Below are 20,478 nucleotides of genomic sequence, written 5' to 3'. Positions count from 1 at the left end.
TAAAATGCTTAAGAAATTGGCTATGTTCTTGGTTCTTGGCTGCGCAATTCTCTCCTTTGCGCAGGTGAAACCTTCGTTCCAGGCTTTTGACGCGGACTATCTTTCGCTTTCGGAAGCTTCTAAGGGTTATCACCATTTCTCGATTCGCGTTGACTACGCACCTTGGGCTTTTGTTGCCGAAGGTGACGTCAAAGCGCCTCAGGGGGATCCGGACATGCTTTTTTACAGCATGGACGATGACCAGCTTTATATTGTCGTCGCCTATTCGGAAGCTCCGATTGGCGCATCTGACGGTCTTGAATACCAGGCAGGTATTTATGACGTGATGATGTACTATTCGGATGGTGTCGATGAATTCCCTACAAAAATCCAGAACTTGAAGTTGTCGCTCCTTCCGCCGATTGCAAGCGATGCTTGGGCTAAGGGAGCCCTTGAAGATGCCCAGGGCAAGCGCGGCAATCCGGGTGATGTGTTCAGAAATCCGGAAAACGCGAACGCGATTTTCAAGGCTTCTGCCCATCCGCTTTCCAAGGCTCAGGCACAGGCTTCTCGTAAGGCCGCTGCTGAACGCCAGAAGAATGCGATAAAGGCTCGCCGCGATTCGATTGCAGCTGCTGAACAGGCGGCTCGCGAAGAAGCCGCAGCGGAAGAGGCCGCAAGAAAGCAGAAGGCGGAACAGGCTCAGAAAGTCCAGGCCCAAAAGGCCCGTGCTGCAGCAGCCGCTTCCAACGAGAACCTTTCTCCGCGTCAGCGCAAGCTTCAGCAGATGCAGGCGGAACAGGCTGCAAAGCGGCAGAAGGCAACGACTTCTACTGCAACGGCAAAGCCGGCCGCCTCTGCAGAGAGGGCAACTTCTTCGGATCCTTGCGATCAGCCGGGCATGTCTCCGCTTCAAAAAAAGCGCTGCCGCATGAACAAGTAAGACATTCTTGAAAAGCTTAGAAAAGGTTGCCCTATCGGGCAGCCTTTTTTGCGTTCTTGCAGTTCGGAAAAGCCTAGAATTTCTATCTTTGGAAGCGCAAAAATCTTTTTATAGGATTCATACCATGCAAGAAATGAATGACCAAGTTAAGGCTCGTCTCGACAAGCTCACAAAGTTCAAGGAAATGGGCGTCAACCCGTATCCGCACAAGTTCAACCGTACTCACACTTCGGAAGATCTTCGCAACCAGAAAGATGAACTTCTGAAATCGGAACAGAAAATCGCTTTCGCCGGTCGCGTCATTCGTTTCAATCGCAAGGGTAAACTCTGCTTTATGCATTTGAAAGACCGCTACGGTCGTCTTCAGATCGTTTGCGCCAAGGACATCGTTGGCGAAGCGGATTATGAAATCGTCAAGATGATCGACTTCGGCGACTTCGTCGGTGTCGATGGCACCATGATGGAAACCAAGACAGGGGAATATTCCGTCAAGGCGGAAAAGATTACGATGCTTTCGAAGGCCGTGCGTCCGCTCCCGGTTCCTAAGGAAATCATCGACGAAAACGGCAATAAGAAGATTTTCAACGAATTCAAGGATGTGGACACCCGCTATCGCGAACGTTACATCGACATGGCTTTGAACGATGACGTGCGTGATGTTTTTATCAAGCGCAGCCGTGTGCTTCAGTCCATTCGTGAATATCTCCTCGAAAACAAGTTTATCGAAGTAGAAACCCCGACGCTACAGCCGATTTACGGCGGTGCCAATGCGCGTCCGTTTACCACGCACCACAACGCGGCGGACATGACGCTCTACTTGCGCGTCGCACCGGAACTTTATTTGAAGCGCTGCATTGTCGGCGGTATGGAACGCGTTTTCGAATTCTCGAAGAACTTCCGCAACGAAGGCATGGACCGTACGCATAGCCCGGAATTCACCGGTCTAGAATTCTACCAGGCTTATGCAGACTACAACGACATGATGATTCACTTCGAAAACATTTACGAACGTGCAGCGATTGCTGCAACGGGTTCGACGAAGGTGAATTATCAGGGCACGGAAATCGACTTCAAGGCTCCGTGGCCGCGTTATACGATGTACGATGCCATCCAGAAGTTCGGCGGCTATGATGTCACCACGATGTCGGACGATGACCTGAAGGCTGTCATCCAGAAGCTCGGCGGCTCGATGGACGGCGAATGGATTCGTGGCCGTGCGATTATTGAACTCTTTGAACTCACCGTGGAAAAACAGCTCATTCAGCCGACGTTTATCATCGACATGCCGAAGGAAAGCACGCCGCTCTGCAAGAGCCACCGTGTGAACCCGGATTTGATCGAACAGTTTGAACCGTATGCAAATGGCTGGGAACTCGGTAACGCTTATACCGAACTTAACGATCCCATCCGTCAGCGCGAACTTTTGGAAGATCAGGTTCGCCGTGGTCGCGGTGGTGAAGGTGAAACGCACCCGATGGATGAAAACTTCCTCGACGCTGTGGAATCCGGACTTCCGCCGACCGGTGGTGTTGGCTTTGGCATTGACCGTATGATCATGCTCCTCACCAACCAGCAGACGATCCGTGATGTGATCCTCTTCCCGTTGATGAAGCCGGAAACTTAAGCTTAGCTGGAGGTGGTTCGCGAGATCCATGAATAAACTCGAACTTCTGATTGCATGGCGTTACCTCGGTGCGCAACGTAAAAGCCTTTTTGTTTCGCTGATAGGCATCTTCAGTATGCTGGGGGTGAGTATCGGCGTGTTCGCTTTGATCGTTGCGCTTTCGGCTGTGAACGGCTTTGAAGAAGAAGTCACCGCACAGATGATTGGCAAGGACGCGCATTTTGAAATGTACGCGTACCGCAGCGATCCTGTAGAAGACTTCAATACGATTGCGGATAAGGTGATGGCGAACGACTCCGATGTCGTAGCGTCGGCGCCTTTTGTCATTTACAAAGTCGGCATCAGTTCCAAAAAGGTGAACGACGGCATTGTGCTGTACGGCATCGATCCAGAACGTTCGAAAAAAGTGGTGGACCTTTCGGAAAAGATCGTGAGCGGAAACTATTCGCTCGACAGTCTTCCCGATTCGAATTTTGACCGTCGTCCGGCGGTGATCCTTGGCATTTCGCTTGCGAACCGTCTGAAGGTGCTCGTCGGCGACAAGATCATTTTGCAGACCTTTCAGAGTACCGAGGCGACGATGTCTTCGGGCGGTCCCAAGATTCTTTCTTGTGTCGTCTCTGGAATTTTTGAAACGGGCATGTACGAATACGATGGAAACATCGCCTACATTGGAATCCCGGAAGCACAGAAACTTTTGGGCATGGATTCAAACCAGGTTTCCGGCCTGCAGTTCCGTGTGAAGGACCAGTGGAAGGCGAGCGAAAGCGCAGACCGTGCGGGCGAAGTCATCGGATATCCGTATTACTTTATCGACTGGAAAACCAAGAACATTACGTTGCTCAAGTGGATGAATTACGAAAAGTTCATCGTGGCGGCGATTATCTGTTTGATCATTCTCGTGGCGGCGTTCAACATTATCAGTTCGCTCATCATGGTGGTGACGGACAAGACGAAGGAAATCGGCATTCTGCGCAGCATGGGACTTTCGAAGGCCGGTGTGATGCGCGTGTTCATGCTGATGGGTTCTTTCATCGGTGTCGGCGGTACGATTCTCGGTGGTACGGTGGGACTTGCGCTCTGCGGTTTACAGCAGTCCTACCATTTCATTACGCTGCCGGGCGATGTTTACGTGTTGCCGTATTTCCCGGTCCTGATCAATCCGCTCGATGTAATTGTCGTGTTCGTGGTCGGTATTCTTCTTTGCACGCTTTCGACGCTCCTTCCGGCTTGGAAGGCTTCAAAGCTCGATCCGGTGGGGGCAATACGCCATGAGTGATATCTTGCTTGAAACCAAAGCCTTGACCCGAGTCTTTTGCGAAACGGGGGAACGCCTTGAAATTTTGAAGGGCGTCGATTTTGAACTTTCGAAAAACGAATTTTGCGTGCTGACTGGAGCTTCGGGCTCGGGCAAGTCCACCTTTTTGAATCTAGTGGGCGCCTTGGATACGCCGACTTCGGGCGAAATTATCTTCAACGGCAAGAGCCTTGGAAAGATGAATTCCGCGGAAAAGGATGAATACCATTCGAAGAAGGTCGGATTCGTTTTCCAGTTCCACCATCTGCTTGCGGAATTTACGGCGCTTGAAAACGTCTGCGTTCCGGCTCGCATTTTGAATCCGCATGTGAACTTGAAAACGGTTCAGGAACATGCGGAAGAACTTTTGCAGAAGGTGGGCCTGAAGGACCGCTTAAAGCATTTGCCGCGCGAACTTTCGGGCGGTGAACGTCAGCGTGTTGCCGTGGCCCGCGCCTTGATGAACAATCCGGATGTTCTCCTGGCCGACGAACCGAGCGGCAACTTGGACGAAAAGAATGCCCGGATGCTGAATGAGCTTTTTAAACAAATTAACGAAGATTACAAGCAAACCCTGCTCGTGGTAACGCACGACGAACGGATGGCGGAATTTGCCACGAAACGTGTTCACATGCAGGGAGGCATCTTGGTTCCATATCAAGATTTTAATGCGAAGGAGATTTAAACAATGTCAGGTCGCTTTACAGATCGTGTGAGAAAAGTCTTGCAGTACGCAAGAGATGAAGCGAGACGTTTGAATTCCGAACATGTCGGAACGGAACACTTGCTTTTGGGCATTGCGCGCGAAGGTGCTGGCTTTGCCGCTGCCGCGCTCAAGACGCTCGGAGTGAATCTTGAAAATCTCGCTCAGGATGTGGAACGCTCGATTTCGGAAGCCGGCGGCATGATGACGATAGGTTCCCAGTTGCCGTTCACCGAACATGCGAAGGACGTTTTGCAGGCTGCCGCTGTGGAAGCTAGGATGCTCGATGACAATTACATTGGGACAGAACACGTTCTGATTTCGCTTTTAAAGGTTTCCGAATCGCATGCTGCCGCCGCTTTGACAGCTGCCGGTGTCGAATATAACGCTCTGCGTCAGGCGATTGAAAGAGTGAAGGACGAATCTCGTCCGCAGAGAATGGATCCAGACCTTGCCCGCAATTTTGCACCGCGCCGCGATAAGGAACAAAAGTCCAAGACTCCGATTCTTGATCATTTCGGTCGTGACTTGACGGCTCTCGCTCGCCAGGGAAAGCTCGATCCGATCATTGGACGTGCTGAAGAAATTGAACGCTTGATTCAGGTGCTTTGCCGCCGCAAAAAGAACAATCCGGTTCTCATCGGCGAACCGGGCGTCGGTAAAACGGCTATCGTCGAAGGTCTCGCTCAGAAGATTGTCAATAAGAAGATTCCGGAACTGCTCGAAAACAAGCGTGTGATTACGTTGGACGTCGCCGCGATGGTCGCCGGTACCAAGTATCGCGGCCAGTTCGAAGAACGCTTGAAGGCTCTGATCATGGAGCTTCAGAAGAACGAAAACGCGGTGATTCTCTTTATCGATGAATTGCACACGATCGTCGGCGCAGGCGGCTCGGAAGGAAGCCTGGACGCTTCGAATATCTTTAAGCCGGCTCTTGCCCGTGGGGAACTCCAGTGTATCGGCGCAACGACGGTGGATGAATACCGCAAGTACATCGAAAAGGATGCGGCTCTCGAACGTCGTTTTCAGAAAATCTTGGTGAATCCGCCGACAGTCGAAGAATCGATCAGAATTTTGAACGGTCTTGTGGACCGTTACGAACGCCATCACAAGGTGAAGTACACGTCGGAAGCGATCCGAGCGGCTGTTACTTTGGGCGATCGCTATCTTTCGGAACGCTTCTTGCCGGATAAGGCGATTGACGTGATTGACGAAGCGGGCGCTCGCATGCGCCTTGCAAGCATGGCGGTTCCGCCGGAACTCCGCGACATGGAAACACGCCTTGCCGAAGCGACTTCGAACAAGGAAGAGGCCTTGCGCACGGAAAAGTTTGAAGACGCTGCCAAGTACCGTGACGAATCCGATGAACTTCAGAAGAAGATCGCGGAAGTCAAGGAACAGTGGCTCGAAAAGCGCAAAACGGAATGCTTGATCGTGGATGAAGATATGATCCGCGATGTCATCAGCAAGATGACGGGGATTCCTATTTCCCGCTTGGCCGATGAAGAAACGAAGAAGCTGATCAATCTGGACAAGGAAATCAAGCTGCGCATCATTGGACAGGACCGCGCCGTGGAATCGGTCGTCCGTTCGATTCGCCGTTCCCGTGCGGGCATTCGCGATGCGCGCCGTCCGATGGGAAGCTTCCTGTTCCTCGGCCCGACCGGTGTCGGTAAGACGGAACTTGCGAAGGTTCTTTCGCTTTCGCTCTTTGGCGCTGAAGATTCCATGATCCGGATCGATATGAGCGAATACATGGAAAAGCACAGCATTTCCCGTTTGATCGGTGCGCCTCCGGGATACGTCGGTTACGAAGAAGGCGGTGGACAGCTCACGGAAAAGGTGCGCAAGCACCCGTACTCGGTCGTGCTTCTCGATGAAATCGAAAAGGCGCACCCGGACGTCTACAATTTGCTGCTGCAGATTTTGGACGATGGTCAGCTCACCGATAGCTTCGGTCGTAAAATTAACTTTAAGAATACGATCATCATCATGACTTCGAACGTCGGCGCCCGTGAAGTAAAGCACAGCACCGGTATGGGCTTTACAAAGCTTTCGGAATCGGATGATTACGAACGCATGGAAGCGACGATTCATGAAGAAGCGAAGAACGTATTCTCGCCAGAATTCTTGAACCGTATCGATGACCAGATTGTTTTCCGCAGCCTGAACAAGAAGGACTTGATTCAGATTGTGGACATTCTGCTTGGCAACGTGCAGAATAACCTTTCGGAACGCGGCGTGCTGCTTGAATTTTCGGAGAAGGCGAAGGAAGCGATCGTGGATCATGGTTACGATCCGGCTCTTGGCGCAAGACCGCTCCGCAGAAGCATTCAGCAGCTCGTGGAAGACGAACTTTCGGAAGGTCTGTTGATGGGAACCTTCACAGACTTCTCGACGGTAAAAATCGACGCGGATGCAGACGGTAAAAAATTGACATTTACGAAGGAAGATTTGCCCGGCAATCATGCCTAAGGTTGGATCAGTCAATGGCAAAAGTGGATCTCTTGGAGTTGGCCCAGAGGATTATCGACGGACATCGCATTGTGCGCGGTGACGATCTGTCCTTTTTCCTCACTTGTGACCTCGATGAACTTTTAAAGGGTGCTGGCTGGATTCAGAAGCACTTCTGCGGTAACCGTGTCGATCTTTGCACGATCATTAACGCACGAAGCGGCCGTTGTCCGGAAAACTGCAAGTACTGTGCTCAGTCCGCCCATCACCACACGCAATGCGAAGAGTATCCGTTTCTTCCTCCGGAAAAGATTGTGGCTGAAGGAGCGCGCAATGCAAGCCTAGGCGTGAACCGTTACGCGCTGGTAACCGCGGGCCGCGCTTTGACGGGCAAAGAATTCGATATGGCGATCGAAGCCTACGAAGAAATGCATCGTACGTTAAAGCTTGGACTTTGCGCGAGCATGGGATTCCTTTCGCGGGAACAGATCGAACGTTTGAAGGCGGCGGGTGTAACCCGCTACCATCACAACATCGAAACCAGCCGTCGCAACTTCCCGAACATTTGCACAACGCATACTTACGAAGACAAAATGCGAGAAATTCGCATGGTCAAGGAAGTCGGCCTTGCTGTTTGCTCGGGCGGTATCATCGGCATGGGTGAAACCTGGGAAGACCGCTTGGATATGGCGATGAGTCTTGCGGAACTCGAAATCGATTCGATTCCGATCAATGCGTTAATGCCGATTCCGGGTTCTCCGCTCGAACATTTAAAACAAATTTCCGCAGAAGATCTTCTGCGGACTTTGGCGTTCTTCCGCTACATCAATCCGACGGCAAACATTCGCATGGCTGCGGGCCGAAAGATTTTGAGCGACTTTGGCGAAAGAGCTTTTGTTTCGGGCGTAAGCGCTTGCATCACCGGCGATATGCTCACCACGAGCGGCACCACGATCCGTGGCGATATCGAAATGGTGCAAAAGCTCGGGCTTACAAATGCGGTTTAGGTTCTGCGATTGCGGCAACGGTTGCGTTTACCGCTTTCACCAGATCCTTGGGGTCGAGCTTGAGCTGTAAACCGCGCTGCCCGGCGCTCACATAGATATAGTCAAAGTTCAAAGCCGTTTCATGGATAAACACCGGGAACGGTTTTTTAAGTCCAATGGGGGAGCAGCCGCCACGGATATAACCGGTGAGCGGTAAAAGCTCCTTGAGCGGAACGGTTTCGACACTCTTGTTTTGGGAAACCTTGGCGAGGCCCTTCAAAAAGATTTCCAAGTGGCCCGGTACAACACCGATGATTGGACCTGTTTTGTCGCCGCGGACGAGAATCGTTTTGAACACGCGTTCGACAGGTTCGTTTAACGTTGCGGCGACATGTTCTGCGCCGAGATCGTTTTCGTCAACAGGATACGGAATTAATTCGTACGCAATGTGCTTTTGGTCGAGGCTGCGTGCTGCGTTCGTCTTTTTAATCTTTTCCATTTTTTACTTCTTGATCTTTTGCAAAAATTCTTCGCACCAACGGGGAACGACTTCGGTCGCTTTGCCCTGGATGTTCGTGTCGGTATTCGGATCGCTCGTGTCGATTTCCAAATTCAGGCAGGTGACGTGTGCGCCGAAATGTTTGGCGATCTGCTTGAATCCTGCCGCCGGGTAAACAACACTGCTCGTGCCGATGTAGACAAATTCATCGGTATTCTGCAAAGCGCGTTCGATTCTTTCCATGTACAGGGGAATTTCGCCGAACCAGACGATGTGCGGACGGCTCATGGCGCCGCAGATCGGGCATTGGGTTTCCATCGTTTCTTCACCGGTAAAGTCAAAAACGTGGCCTTCGTTCTTTTCGCAGCGGAGCTTCTTCAAGTAGCCGTGCATGTGCAGCACGCGTTTAGAACCGGCGCGTTCGTGCAGATCGTCGACGTTTTGGGTGATGAGCAAAAAGTCATCGCCGAGTTTTTCTTCGAGCTTCGCTAGGGCGATGTGGGCGGCATTCGGTTTGAACTTGGAGAGCCCGACGCGGAGTCCGTTGTAAAAATTTTTCACGCGCTTTTTGTCGTGGAAATATCCTTCGGGAGTCGCCACGGCTTCGATGGGTTCGTTTTCCCAAAGGCCATCATTGCCGCGGAACGTGCGCAGCCCGGATTCTGCGCTAATGCCTGCACCGGTCAAAACGACGAGTTTCATTTGGAAAGTCCTTCAAAGAAGAGTGCTTCGGCGATAATGCCGCTTTCAAAATCCTTGAGTCCCAGGCTTTCGTTTTCACCGTGGGCATTGCATTTTGGATCTTCGAGTCCGGTCATGAGAATGGGGATGTCACCGAACGTGTTGCGGAAGAGCTGTGCACCCGGAATCGATGCGCCGCAGCCGATGTACTTGGCTTCGGTTCCGTAAGCCTTGGTCATGGAATCTCGCATGAGCGAATAATAGGGATGCGAAACGTCCGTGGTGAACGGATTTGCGCCGTCTTCCGGGAAAATGGAAATTTCAAGACCGTTCGGGCAGTTCTTTTTCAAATGATCGATCAAACGGAGCGTGCAGCGGTCTGCCTGCATGCCTGGTGCAAGGCGAATGCCGATGCGGGCGTAGGCGGAATCTTGCAGCACGTTGCCCGCATGGGTGCGGGAACCGGCTTCAAAGGCGGTGACGACGATCGATGGCTTTCTCCAAAGGGTCGTGAGAATTTCATCTTTGTCGCAGAGCAGTTCGGTGTTCGGAAGAATGCCCGCTTCCTTGCGAAGCTTTTCTTCGGTATAGTTCAAAGCATTGTAGCTGTCGAGCTCTTCCTGGGTCGGCGGGGTAATGCCGTCGTTAAAATGTTCCACCAGGATGTTGCCTTCGCTATCGGTGAGCGAAGCGATTATTTTGCAGAGAGCCTGTACCGGGTCCGGAATCGGGCCGGACCAAGATCCGGAATGGAGCGGTGTTTTGATCGACTTGAGAACGACCGAGACTGCAGACATGCCGCGCAGACTCGTGGTGAGCGAAGGCACGCCTTCGTCAAAGTTCGAAAGGTCCGCAATAATTACAGCATCGCACTTGAGAAGCTCCTTGTTCTTCGTCAGGATCGATTCGAAGCCCGAACTTCCACATTCTTCTTCGCCTTCAATCAAGAACTTGATGTTCGGCATGCGGTTTCCGCAAACAGCAAGAGCCTGCGTGACGGCCGCCAAATGCAGAACGATACCCGACTTGTCGTCGGCTGCGCCACGACCGTAAAGACGGTTGTCGCGGATTTCCGGAACGAACGGGGAACTGATCCACAGAGCTTCGCGCATGGTCGGCTGCACATCGTGATGCGCATACAGGAGAATCGTCGGATTCTTCGGATTCGTCTTGAGTTCGGCAAAGACCGATGGACGTCCGCTAGGCGGCGTCAAGAACTGGGCGTTTTCAAAACCGTGGTTTTCAAACAGTTCCTTTACCGCGTTCGCGGAACGCAAAACTTCGTTCTGGTCAAAATTGTCAAAACTGATGGACGGAATTCGGATCAAATCTTCCAAGGTCTTGACGTAGCGCGGGAACATCTCGTGAATACGAGTCGGTAGAGTTTCATTCATTTCGGTAACCTGGTATTCTTTTATGTTTTTTTGTTAATTTAGTCAAATATGACAGTTGAGTGCGAAAATCACGATTATTATTTGTTAAAAGGCGATAAACTTCTTGCCTTGATCCGTCGAATTTTTAAGAATTCTCCAGAGTTCCGACATGATTCTTTGAAGCATGTTGCCCGCTTTGCTCCCTGGATTCCGTTTATCGGTGGCAAGCCGGATTATACTCCGGGGCTGAAGACGGTCATCGAATTTCCGGACCGCAGCAATCCGATTACCCTTAGCGCTCCGATCATTCTCGCCGCCGGTGCAAATAAAACGGCAAAACGTGTCGCGGACTATGCGAACCTCGGTTTTGGCGGTGTCTCGGTGGGAACGGCCACTCGCAATTATCGCGAAGGCAATCCGCACCGTCCACGTGTGGGTTTTTTGGAAGAAGACCGTTCGATTTATAACAGCATGGGCTTAAACAACGACGGCGTTGAAGTGATTTCGAAGCGCGTCGATGAACAGCTTGGGCGCATTCACCGGAGCGGCATGAGCGTCGGCATATCGGTTGCGGAAACTCCGGGGCTTATGACCGAAGCGGAAAAGCTCAAGGACGTTCTCGAAAGTTTCGCCATCGCCTACAAGGCCGCGGATTACATAGAAATTAACGTAAGCTGCCCGAACACTGGCGAAAATCGTTTGGACCTCGATACGCGTTTTGTGGAAATGCTCTTCTCGGAAATCATGAATTACCGCAAGTCCCAAGCGATTCGCAAGGCTGTGTACGCAAAGCTCAGCCCGGACCTCTCGGAACATCAGCTGATTTCGACTCTCGATGTGCTTGTGCGCTACGGCGTGAACGGTGTCATTGTGGGCAATACATTCCCGACGAAAAAAATCGGGGAACTGCCGATGTTTGCGAAGTACGAAAACTTGAAGGTTTTGCGTGCCGACGGCGACAAGGGCGGTATCAGTGGACGTCCACTGTACTTGAACACATTCTGGATGACGCAGCTAGTAAAGTCTCGGTTCCCGCAGTTGAGCGTGATTGCTTGCGGCGGTATTGACCACGGCATGAAGGTCTTGGACTTGATACGCGCCGGCGCGGATGCAGTTCAGTGCTACAGCGTATGCGCCTTCCGTTGGATGCCTGCACATGCGATGCGCCGTGAAATTTTGGATGGCTTGCGTGCTGCAAATCTGAAAGATATTTCGGAATTGCGTACAAAGTAAAGAAGGTGGACGATGAAACGCCTGCTTCTTCTGTTGTGGATCTTTTTGGTGGCTTCGGCACATGCGGGCTTCTTTTTGGAAAAGGACGCGGCAATAGAAGAGCAAAAGGCGTTGGACATCAACCGCGGATTTTCTTTTGGACCGGGCCTCTCGGCAACGTACTACTTGGGCGCTTTTGATTTAGGGCTTGAAGGGCTTGCCGCATACCGCTTTGAAAACGACTTGGGAATTTCCTTGGATCTTTCGCTTGGAATTTCGGAAGCGGTACATGAAGCAGCATTGGCAGGTCGCTATTATTTTTCGGAAAGTGATTTTTTTGATCTCGGCTTGAGCGGGGTCTATTTCAAGAAAAATTCCGAGTGGAAAAAAGCCCCTCGGATTTTTGTAGATTACGGGCGAAACATGAAGCCTTGGCCTCATGCCCATTTTGCGTTGCAGGCAAAGATTCGCCTTTCGTATTTGGTCGGCGAAACTTTAGGCCGCGAAGCGGTTTACACGACAAAGACCGTTTATACCACAATTTCGGGGCAGGTCGCCTTGGTCTTCTTTTAGGAATCCATGATGCGTTTTTTCTTCTTTTGTCTTTTACTCGTGAGCCTTGGCGGTTATTCGTTTGCTTCTCCTTGGCTCGGTCTTGTGTTTAAGCAAGAGCCTTACAAAAAGCAGATTGCGTTGAAGGTTGCAGGGGTGCATCCGAGTTCCGGTGCGGTGCAGGCGAATATCCAGAACGGCGATTTGATCGTGGGAATCAACGGAAAGAAAATTACGGGCTTGAATGTGGTAAAGTCTGAACTTGCGGCGGCAAAGACCGGTCAAAAGGTCGCGCTTGAAATCGTGCGGGAAGGAAAAACGAAAAAGGTGAATGTAAAGCTCACCGAACGCCCCGACGACATTTCGAGCCTGACAGGTTCATCGATTGGAAGCAAGGCTCTTGCGTTCCAGCAGAACTTTTACCGCAACGGCGAAAAGAGAAAATCCAAGCCGAAGGTGACCCTTTTAGACTTTTGGGCAACCTGGTGCGGACCGTGCCGACAAACGCTTCCAATCGTGGGACGTTTGTACGAAAAGCTTTCCAGTCGAGGCTTTGAAGTGATAGGCGTTTCAACGGAACAGCTTTCCGTACTCGAACAGTTTTACAAGGAGCATCCTTCGCCGTATCCGCTTTACCGCGATGCGACCCAGGAGATGAACCGCCGCTATGGAATTTCTGCAATTCCGACGCTCATGCTGTTGGACGAAAACGGCTACATTCAAAAAGTTTGGCCCGGAGTCCCGAGCGAAAAGGCTTTGGAAAAGGCGATTCTTGAAGCGATGAAGGAGTAGAGGCGTTTCACCACCAGAAAAACACTTGCAATTCGCTAATGACGAGGCAGGCGATGTTTATAATGAAACCGTTTTGATTGAGCCTCTTTCCCTTGTTCTTTTTTTGGGATCCTTTTACGATTCCGATTGTAGACAGAAGTATCGTTGGAAAAGAAAGAATGAATTTTCCGACGATAAGAATCAAGGCTACAAATGCCATACCGATGGCATGTTCCCCGGTGTCATTCTGATTATCATCAAAAGCGGTAACGATAAAAGAATTTAAAATCGTCTGGAAAATTAGAACAACGATGCAAACAATAGAAATCTTGAATGTGGAGCTTATTTTGTTTGTGTCTTCGGATTCAGATGGTTGAAGATTCAGACATTTTCAAAACTTGCCGATATCGGCAAAAAATGATATTTTATCCAACGGATAAACCGTTAAACTTGCCGACAACTATGGATTTTATTTCAGTCACCCAATTCGCAGAAAAACATGGGATTAGCGAACGCACAGTCCGAAATTACTGTGAAACAGGCAAAATCGAAGGTGTTTTTTTAACAGGAAAGACATGGAACATTCCTGTAGACGCCAAAAAGCCAACCAAAGGCAAAGCAAAGCTTTCGCCACTTCTTTTACGCTTAAGAGAAGAAAAAGAAAGCAAGCTTAAAGGCGGCATCTACCATCGCACGCAAATCGACCTAACCTATCATTCCAACCATATTGAAGGCAACCGTCTCACCAAAGAGCAGACCCGATTCATTTTCGAAACAAATACACTTGGAATCACATCTGAAAACACTCGCATAGACGACATCATGGAGACGATCAATCATTTCCGTTGTATAGATTACGTCATTGACCATGTCACAGATAAAATCACGGAACCGCACATCAAGCAACTTCACCAAATTTTAAAAACCAATACCTCGGACAGTCAGAAAAGTTGGTTTGCTGTAGGCGATTACAAAAAATTGCCTAATGAAATTGGTGACGAAAAAACTGCAAGCCCAAAAGATGTCCACAAACTAATAGCAAAACTTCTTTCATCTTTCAATTCCATCAAAAAAGTATCCTTCTACGATATTTTGGATTTTCATGTACAATTCGAAAGGATTCATCCATTTCAAGACGGGAATGGCTGTGTCGGTCGATTACTGCTATTTTGGCAATGCCTACAAAAGGGAATCACTCCTTTTATCATCAGCGAAGAACTGAGATTTTTCTATTACAGGGGATTACAGAACTGGGGACATGTCAACGAATTTTTAAGAGACACATGCTTAACAGCACAAGACAACTACAAAGCTTTGATTGAATATTTTAAGATATAAAAAAGGAACTCACCTGCGTAGTGATGTGAACCCCGAAAGTTGTGTCCAACTTTCGGGGTTCACATCATTTTACCCGAGCGTTTTTTCAATGTTTTCTAGCTAGAAGTAAAAGCTTACAGTCCGCAGAGTTCGCGGGCCTTTGCTTCGACAGCTTTCGAAAGGGCTTCCTTGTCGCTTGCGTTTTCCTTGATAATGCGCACAAAGACAGAACCTGCGATGACCGCATCTACGGAGCTTGAAATCGCCTTGGACTGTTCGCCGTTCGAAATGCCGAAACCGCCGTACACCTTGGAGCCTCCAGCACCGACCTTCGAAAGAAAATCGAGAGTCGCCTGGTCAATTACGGTCTGCGTACCGGTAATGCCGACGCGGAGGGCCGCGTAGATGTACTTGAAGCCGGCGTGGGCGAGTTTCGAAAGGCGTTCTTCGCTCATGCTCGGGCTTGCGACCGGGATGTTGTCCATGCCGTACTTTTTACAAGCGGCGGTCAGGCCTTCGTCGTGGTCAAAAGGTAGATCCGGAATGATCATGCCGGTAACGCCCGCTTCGCTTGCGCGCTTGCAGAAGTTATCGACGCCCGGAGTGTAAATCAGGGAGCCGTAACTCATGATGTAGATCGAAACTTCCGGGAAAGCCTTGTGAACGCGTTCGATAAAGGCGAGTCCGTCCTTGACCTTGTAATTGTGGGATAGCACTTCGGTGCAAGCGCCCTGAATGGCGGGGCCGTCTGCAGAAGGATCGCTAAAGGCGAGCTGGATTTCGAGAATGCTTGCACCGCCGCGGACCATGGCAGAGGCTGCCGCAAAGGAAAGCTCTTCTGTCGGGTAGCCTGCGACGAGATGGCTCATCAATTTGATCTTAGACATTACTTGCTTTCTCCCATAATCTTCGCGTTGTGAATATCCTTGTTTTCGTTCAAGCGTTCGAGTTCGCATTCGAGGAATTTTTTCCATTCGTTCGGGCGGAATACCGGGCTCGAAATAAAGACGTCCTTGTCGCCACGGCCGCTCATATTGATGATGATCGCCTTGTCCTTCGGGATTTCTTTCGCAATCTTCATGGCGGCTGCACCGGCGTGAGCACTTTCGAGGGCAAAGAGAACGCCTTCGTTCTTTGCAAAGAAGTTCAGAGCTTCGAGAACTTCCTTGTCAAGGATGCTCGTGAATTCAATACGTCCCTTCATGCCGAGGGCGGCGAGCTGCGGGCCGATTCCCATGTAGTCAAGACCTGCGGAAATCGAACGCGTCGGCAGGGACTGCCCGTCGTCATCCAAAAGAAAACGGCTCTTGTAACCCTGCACAATGCCTTCGCGGCTTGCGTTGCCGGTCATGCGGCTTGCGTTTTCGCCGATGTTCGGGCCAACGCCACCCGCTTCTGCGCCGATCAAACGCGGAGAATCTTCATCGATGAACGGACTAAAGAAACCGATCGAATTCGAACCCCCGCCGACACAGGCGACCATCGCACCGATATCGATGCCGCGTTCTGCGCACTGCCGCTTGACTTCGTCACCGATGACGGATTGGAAACGGTGTACAATGTCCGGGAACGGGGCAGGACCTAAAGCGGAACCGAGCACATAGTGCGTTGTATCCGGGTGTGCCGCCCAGTCGCGCATCGCTTCGTTCACGGCGTCTTTCAAGGTGCGAGCGCCGCTCGTGACTGCGACGACTTTTGCTCCGTAAAGTTCCATGGAGGCGACGTTCGGCTGCTGACGGCGCACATCGACTTCTCCCATGTAAACCGTGCAATCCAAGCCGAGCTTTGCACAGGCGGCTGCCGTAGCGACGCCGTGCTGGCCCGCGCCCGTTTCGGCGATAATGCGCTTTTTACCCATGTGCTTGGCAAGGAGAACCTGACCGATGGCGTTGTTGATCTTGTGGGCGCCTGTATTGGCAAGGCCTTCGAGCTTGATGTAGATCTTGGCACCGCCGAGAAGTTCCGTTGCACGCGGGGCGAAAAGCAGAGGCGTTTCACGACCGATGTAATCGCGCTGGATTTCGGCGAGTTCCGCGAGGAACTGCGGATCCTTCATATAATGGTGAAAAGCCGTTTCGAGTTCATCGAGCGGGCGACGGAGAACTTCTGCAACATATTTGCCGCCGAAGTTGTCAAAGAAACCGTTGTCACTGTACATGGTGTTTTCCTTCTGATTAAAAACAAAAAACCTTCCGGAATTGTCCGGAAGGTTATCTAAAACTCCTAATAATAACGCAAAAACCCGGACTTTATGTTAAGCCCGACGCCACCAGCGATTGTTGTTCTTTACGTTTTTCATCGCCGTAAAAATAGACAATGCTCTTTTCATTGGCAAGGGATTTTCTAAATTTGCGTTGCAAAAAAGAAGGCTGTCTATGAGTGCAATCCAAAATTCTTTTGACGTAGTGGTGATCGGCGGCGGTCATGCGGGTATTGAAGCGGCCCATGCGGCGTGGAAAATCGGCGTGAAAACGGCGATGATTACGATGGAATTGGATGCAATCGGCAGAATGTCTTGTAACCCGGCGGTGGGTGGAGTGAGCAAGGGCCAGATCGTTCGCGATATCGATGCGATGGGCGGCCTTATGGGACTTTTGACGGACAAAGCGGGAATTCAGTTCCGCATGCTGAATTTGAGCAAGGGACCCGCCGTTTGGGGACCGCGTGCGCAGTGCGATTTGAAAGCTTACAGCCGAATCGCCCGTGAAACGCTTGAAAATTGCAAAGGCTTGCACCTGATCCAGGGTGAACTCGCCGCTTTTGACCGCATGCCGAACGGCAAAATGGAACTCACGCTGCTTTCGGGCGAACGTTTTGAAACCAAAACGCTTGTCATCACGAGCGGAACGTTTCTCGCGTCCAAAATGTTTACCGGTCTCGAAACGAGCATCGGTGGGCGTGTCGGCGAACCGAGCGCAGATGCGCTCTCGAAGTCCATTCTTTCGAACGGGCTGCGCCTTCGCCGCTTAAAAACCGGCACCCCGAGCCGTCTCGATCCATCGACGATTAACTTTAACATTTTACAGGAACAGCCGGGCGACGAAAATCCTTGGCCGATGAGCGACCGCTCCGCAGGACCTATCGACAACGGCAACTGCTGCTGGATTACCCGCACGAACATTAAAACGCATGACATTCTGCGTTCGGGCTTTAAAGACAGCCCGATGTTCTCTGGCCGCATTAAGGGCAAAGGCCCGCGCTACTGCCCGAGCATTGAAGACAAAATCAACCGCTTTGGCGACAAGGACGGTCATCAGCTCTTTTTGGAACCGGAAACGAAGGATGTGGAACGCGTTTACTTGAACGGCTTCAGTTCGAGCCTTCCGGCAGAAATCCAACTCGACGCTTTGCACACGATTCAGGGGCTTGAAAAGGTGCGCGTGATGCAAATCGGTTACGCGGTCGAATACGACAGCATCGATGCGACGCAGCTTTACCCGACTTTTGAATGCAAGACGATCCCGGGACTTTACTTTGCAGGCCAGGTCTGCGGCACGAGCGGTTACGAAGAAGCCGCGGGTCAGGGAATGATCGCGGGAATCAACGCGGCTCTCAAGACCCAGAATGCGGAGCCTTTTATGCTCGGACGCTCCGAAAGTTACATCGGCGTCATGGCAGACGATCTTTCGCACTTTTTGCTCGACGAACCATACCGCATGTTCACGAGCCGCGCCGAGTACCGTCTCTTTTTGCGCTCGGACAATGCGGATTCCCGCTTAAAGGACCGCGCCCACAAAATCGGCATGATCGACGACGCCCAGTATGCGGCTTGGGAAGCTCGCAAGGCAGAAATGGCTCGCGTACAGAAGTACCTCGCCGAAACTCCGGTGACCGCTGCAGAAATTAACCCGTTCCTCGAAGCGGCAGGACAAGCTCCGACCCGTGAATCGATCCGTTTGAATACGGTTCTCCGCCGCCCGGGCATCGACCCCGAAGCGTTCTTCCATAAGTTCGTCCCGAATTCAAAGCTTATCCGTCGTGACATGTGGAATCTTTTTGCCGAAGAGGCTTATGCCGGATTCTTTGCCCGCCAAGCGAAGGAAATCGAACACGAAAAGAAGATGGACCGCATCAAGCTTGCCCCGGATACCGATTTTAGCCAAATTTCGGCACTTTCAATCGAAAGTCGGGAGCGTTTGGCTGAAGCTCGCCCCTTGACCGTGGGCAGCGCCTCCCGCATTCCGGGAATTCGCCCTTCAGACATTATGGTGCTCACCCATTGGGTTGAAAATCATTAATTTTTTGAAAAAAAGCGGGGGTGGGATTGTCTGTGGACAACACTGCAAATTCTTTTTTGTCCGTACTTTTGCCGGTAGAATATATATTGTCTACAAGGTTGTATGGGATATATGTGTAAAAACGCCAAAAATTTAACAAAATATGGAGTGATCGCGTGGATTGCTCTCGCTTCTTTATTCGTTTTGGCGTGTTCAGACGGCAGAACATCCCTTGGAAATAGCGCAGAATCAGGAAATCCGGAAATCGCCGGTACGATTCGGTTTGAAGACGGCTCGCTTGCGGCCTATGCCCGTGTGGCAGTGGTCCCGGCCTCTTTTTCGGCTGTGGGAGGCGATGAACTCGATTCCGTTTTTGTCGGCGTTTCCGATTCCCTGGGCCATTATTCCTTTGATTCAGTTCCGGAGGGGGGATTTTCTTTAGAAGCAATGGATGAATCTACGGGTCGCCAGTTCTTGAAGCTCGGCCTTTTTGCGACTCCGGATACGACGACTCTCGATGTGGACGCTGTCTTGGAAGATCTTGGCGGTGTTCGCCTAGGTGCGCATGGCTTTGAAGATGGAACGACGGGTTACGTCTATGTTCCGGGAACGACGATTTTACGCCCGGTGACGGTCAAAATGGGGAATATCTTTGTGGATTCTCTCCCGGCGGATTCCCTTTACCCATTTGTGTTTATTTCGGATGATGGCTATGCGCTTTCCTTGGAAAAAGGCGTTGAAGTGGTTTCCGATTCGACTGTCCAAGTGGATGCGAAAAAGGTTTCGTTTGGCTTCAAGGTGCCGCTGAATACGGCGCAAATCGGCCTTTCGGAAGATCTTTTGCACTTTCCGCTCACATTCTACCTGGATTCTGCGGATTATGATTTTAACGGGATGGATCGTTTAGAGGGAACTTGGTCCGCTATGCTTTGCGGTGATACGATTCCGCTTGACGTTTCGTTTGCAGATCCTGCGGCGGGGAAGTTTACGTTTTGGGCTCGCATTCCCAAGCTCCGGGTGAATTCCAAAGATACTTTGTACCTTTCGTTTGCGGAAGGCGCGGAAAGTTCTTTTGCGGATTCGGCAAAGGCTGTTTTTAAAAATGAATTTATTGCAGTCTGGCATTTTGATGAAGGCGCAGAAACGGTAAACGATGCGTCGGGAAATTTGTACAACGGCATTCCGGAATCTTTGACGGTCGCGGACGAAGCGATAGCGGGCAGCGCTTTGCATTACGGCGGAACTTTCGGTTCGGTCACTATTCCGGGGACTGCTAGTGGTGAATTTGACGTTTCTGTGAAGGATTCGATGACGTTCTCCGTCTGGGTTAAGATGGAAGGGAATGAACTTTCCCGTGTGATTTTTGGCAAGGGTGCAACACAGTATCATCTGATGTATCTTGCCGGTTCGGACCAAAAAAGTTGGCTCTACGAAGCTTATACGGATGAAATCTTCGGTACGGATTCTACGACGCAATCGGCGCGTTATTGGTATAGGGATTCTTCGGCGTTGTCAGATGTTTGGACGTTCTTGACCGTTGTCCAGGATTCTTCGGGTGCGAAGATGTACGTGAACGATTCTCTAGTTTCTTCGACTCCTGCCATAGGGACGAGTTCGGATGTGCGTGAAACGGATAGCTTATTCATCATTGGAAAGTTGATTTATCCGCGAGATTCGGAAACGAATAGCGTGACGCATTTCTTTAACGGCGTCATCGATGAATTGCATGTGAGCCGTGTTTCGCGTTCGGAAACATGGATCAAGGCTTCTTATGCAAACCAAAACCCGGCGGTGCGTTGGCCGATTCCCCAAGCGATTCGCTAAAAAGCTTGTTGTAAACTTTTGTCAACACCATTGAAGATTGTCCCTA

At 50.9% G+C, this 20,478-nt stretch carries 18 protein-coding genes; 13 read left to right on the top strand and 5 right to left on the bottom strand.

All coding sequences use genetic code 11. The annotated features are described in order from the left end of the window. Positions 1-4: 4 nt before the first annotated feature. From MR847_RS06280 to bioB, 6 genes are all read left to right on the top strand, one after another. The gene (locus MR847_RS06280; RefSeq protein WP_287723253.1) at positions 5-922 is read left to right on the top strand and encodes a hypothetical protein; all 918 of its coding nucleotides are present in this window, start codon (positions 5-7) and stop codon (positions 920-922) included. 133 nt (positions 923-1,055) lie between these two features. Continuing rightward, positions 1,056-2,546, top strand: a complete 1,491-nt coding sequence (lysS, locus tag MR847_RS06275) for a lysine--tRNA ligase (protein ID WP_277000443.1) — start codon at positions 1,056-1,058, stop codon at positions 2,544-2,546. Positions 2,547-2,574: 28 nt separating this feature from the next. Beyond that, positions 2,575-3,825 carry an FtsX-like permease family protein gene (locus MR847_RS06270; protein ID WP_100424331.1) on the top strand — a complete coding sequence of 417 codons (1,251 nt, stop codon included), beginning with the start codon at positions 2,575-2,577 and terminating at the stop codon, positions 3,823-3,825. Then, entirely contained in the window at positions 3,818-4,528 is a 711-nt protein-coding gene (locus MR847_RS06265; protein ID WP_287723252.1) for an ABC transporter ATP-binding protein, read from the top strand. Before MR847_RS06270 ends, MR847_RS06265 begins: the two co-directional genes overlap by 8 nt. 3 nt (positions 4,529-4,531) lie before the next feature. Next, positions 4,532-7,021, top strand: a complete 2,490-nt coding sequence (locus tag MR847_RS06260; protein WP_287723251.1) for an ATP-dependent Clp protease ATP-binding subunit — start codon at positions 4,532-4,534, stop codon at positions 7,019-7,021. Positions 7,022-7,044: 23 nt separating this feature from the next. Next, complete coding sequence (gene bioB, locus MR847_RS06255) at positions 7,045-8,007, top strand: biotin synthase BioB (RefSeq protein ID WP_100426691.1); 963 nt, start codon at positions 7,045-7,047, stop codon at positions 8,005-8,007. Here bioB and ybaK read toward each other — a convergent pair. The 3 genes from ybaK to MR847_RS06240 are packed head-to-tail and all read right to left on the bottom strand — an operon-like array spanning position 7,991 to position 10,560. Beyond that, entirely contained in the window at positions 7,991-8,485 is a 495-nt protein-coding gene (gene ybaK, locus MR847_RS06250) for a Cys-tRNA(Pro) deacylase (RefSeq protein WP_106519932.1), read from the bottom strand. The genes bioB and ybaK overlap by 17 nt on opposite strands. Positions 8,486-8,488: 3 nt before the next feature. Next, positions 8,489-9,187 (bottom strand): NAD-dependent deacylase, encoded by a 699-nt coding sequence (locus tag MR847_RS06245; protein ID WP_100424327.1) that lies wholly within the window; start codon positions 9,185-9,187, stop codon positions 8,489-8,491. After that, positions 9,184-10,560, bottom strand: a complete 1,377-nt coding sequence (locus MR847_RS06240) for a M20/M25/M40 family metallo-hydrolase (protein WP_100424326.1) — start codon at positions 10,558-10,560, stop codon at positions 9,184-9,186. Before MR847_RS06240 ends, MR847_RS06245 begins: the two co-directional genes overlap by 4 nt. Positions 10,561-10,608: 48 nt before the next feature. Between MR847_RS06240 and MR847_RS06235 the strand changes: the two genes are divergently transcribed. From MR847_RS06235 to MR847_RS06215, 5 genes are all read left to right on the top strand, one after another. Beyond that, positions 10,609-11,772: a dihydroorotate dehydrogenase gene (locus tag MR847_RS06235; RefSeq protein WP_106519931.1), complete on the top strand. Its 1,164-nt coding sequence runs from the start codon at positions 10,609-10,611 to the stop codon at positions 11,770-11,772. 12 nt (positions 11,773-11,784) lie between these two features. Next, positions 11,785-12,324 carry a hypothetical protein gene (locus MR847_RS06230; RefSeq protein ID WP_100424324.1) on the top strand — a complete coding sequence of 180 codons (540 nt, stop codon included), beginning with the start codon at positions 11,785-11,787 and terminating at the stop codon, positions 12,322-12,324. A gap of 6 nt (positions 12,325-12,330) precedes the next feature. Continuing rightward, the gene (locus tag MR847_RS06225; RefSeq protein ID WP_287723250.1) at positions 12,331-13,095 is read left to right on the top strand and encodes a redoxin domain-containing protein; all 765 of its coding nucleotides are present in this window, start codon (positions 12,331-12,333) and stop codon (positions 13,093-13,095) included. A gap of 25 nt (positions 13,096-13,120) precedes the next feature. Next, on the top strand, positions 13,121-13,360 hold the full coding sequence (locus tag MR847_RS06220) for a hypothetical protein (RefSeq protein WP_277000419.1): 240 nt from the start codon (positions 13,121-13,123) through the stop codon (positions 13,358-13,360). Positions 13,361-13,536: 176 nt separating this feature from the next. Continuing rightward, complete coding sequence (locus MR847_RS06215) at positions 13,537-14,412, top strand: Fic family protein (protein WP_287723249.1); 876 nt, start codon at positions 13,537-13,539, stop codon at positions 14,410-14,412. A 113-nt stretch (positions 14,413-14,525) separates the two neighbouring features. Here MR847_RS06215 and trpA read toward each other — a convergent pair whose 3' ends face one another. Next, complete coding sequence (gene trpA, locus MR847_RS06210) at positions 14,526-15,278, bottom strand: tryptophan synthase subunit alpha (protein WP_287723248.1); 753 nt, start codon at positions 15,276-15,278, stop codon at positions 14,526-14,528. After that, positions 15,278-16,549, bottom strand: a complete 1,272-nt coding sequence (gene trpB, locus MR847_RS06205) for a tryptophan synthase subunit beta (protein WP_287723247.1) — start codon at positions 16,547-16,549, stop codon at positions 15,278-15,280. The genes trpA and trpB overlap by 1 nt, the downstream gene beginning before the upstream one ends. A gap of 217 nt (positions 16,550-16,766) precedes the next feature. Here trpB and mnmG point away from each other — a divergent pair, with 217 nt between their 5' ends. Together mnmG and MR847_RS06195 are read left to right on the top strand one after the other, a co-directional pair. Beyond that, positions 16,767-18,629: a tRNA uridine-5-carboxymethylaminomethyl(34) synthesis enzyme MnmG gene (gene mnmG / locus MR847_RS06200; RefSeq protein WP_287723246.1), complete on the top strand. Its 1,863-nt coding sequence runs from the start codon at positions 16,767-16,769 to the stop codon at positions 18,627-18,629. A gap of 147 nt (positions 18,630-18,776) precedes the next feature. Further along, complete coding sequence (locus MR847_RS06195) at positions 18,777-20,432, top strand: LamG domain-containing protein (protein ID WP_287723245.1); 1,656 nt, start codon at positions 18,777-18,779, stop codon at positions 20,430-20,432. Positions 20,433-20,478 lie beyond the last annotated feature (46 nt).

Source organism: Hallerella sp. (assembly GCF_022776125.1).
Taxonomy (GTDB): Bacteria; Fibrobacterota; Fibrobacteria; order Fibrobacterales; family Fibrobacteraceae; genus Hallerella; species Hallerella succinigenes.
This window is presented reverse-complemented; position numbering and strand designations above follow the sequence as displayed.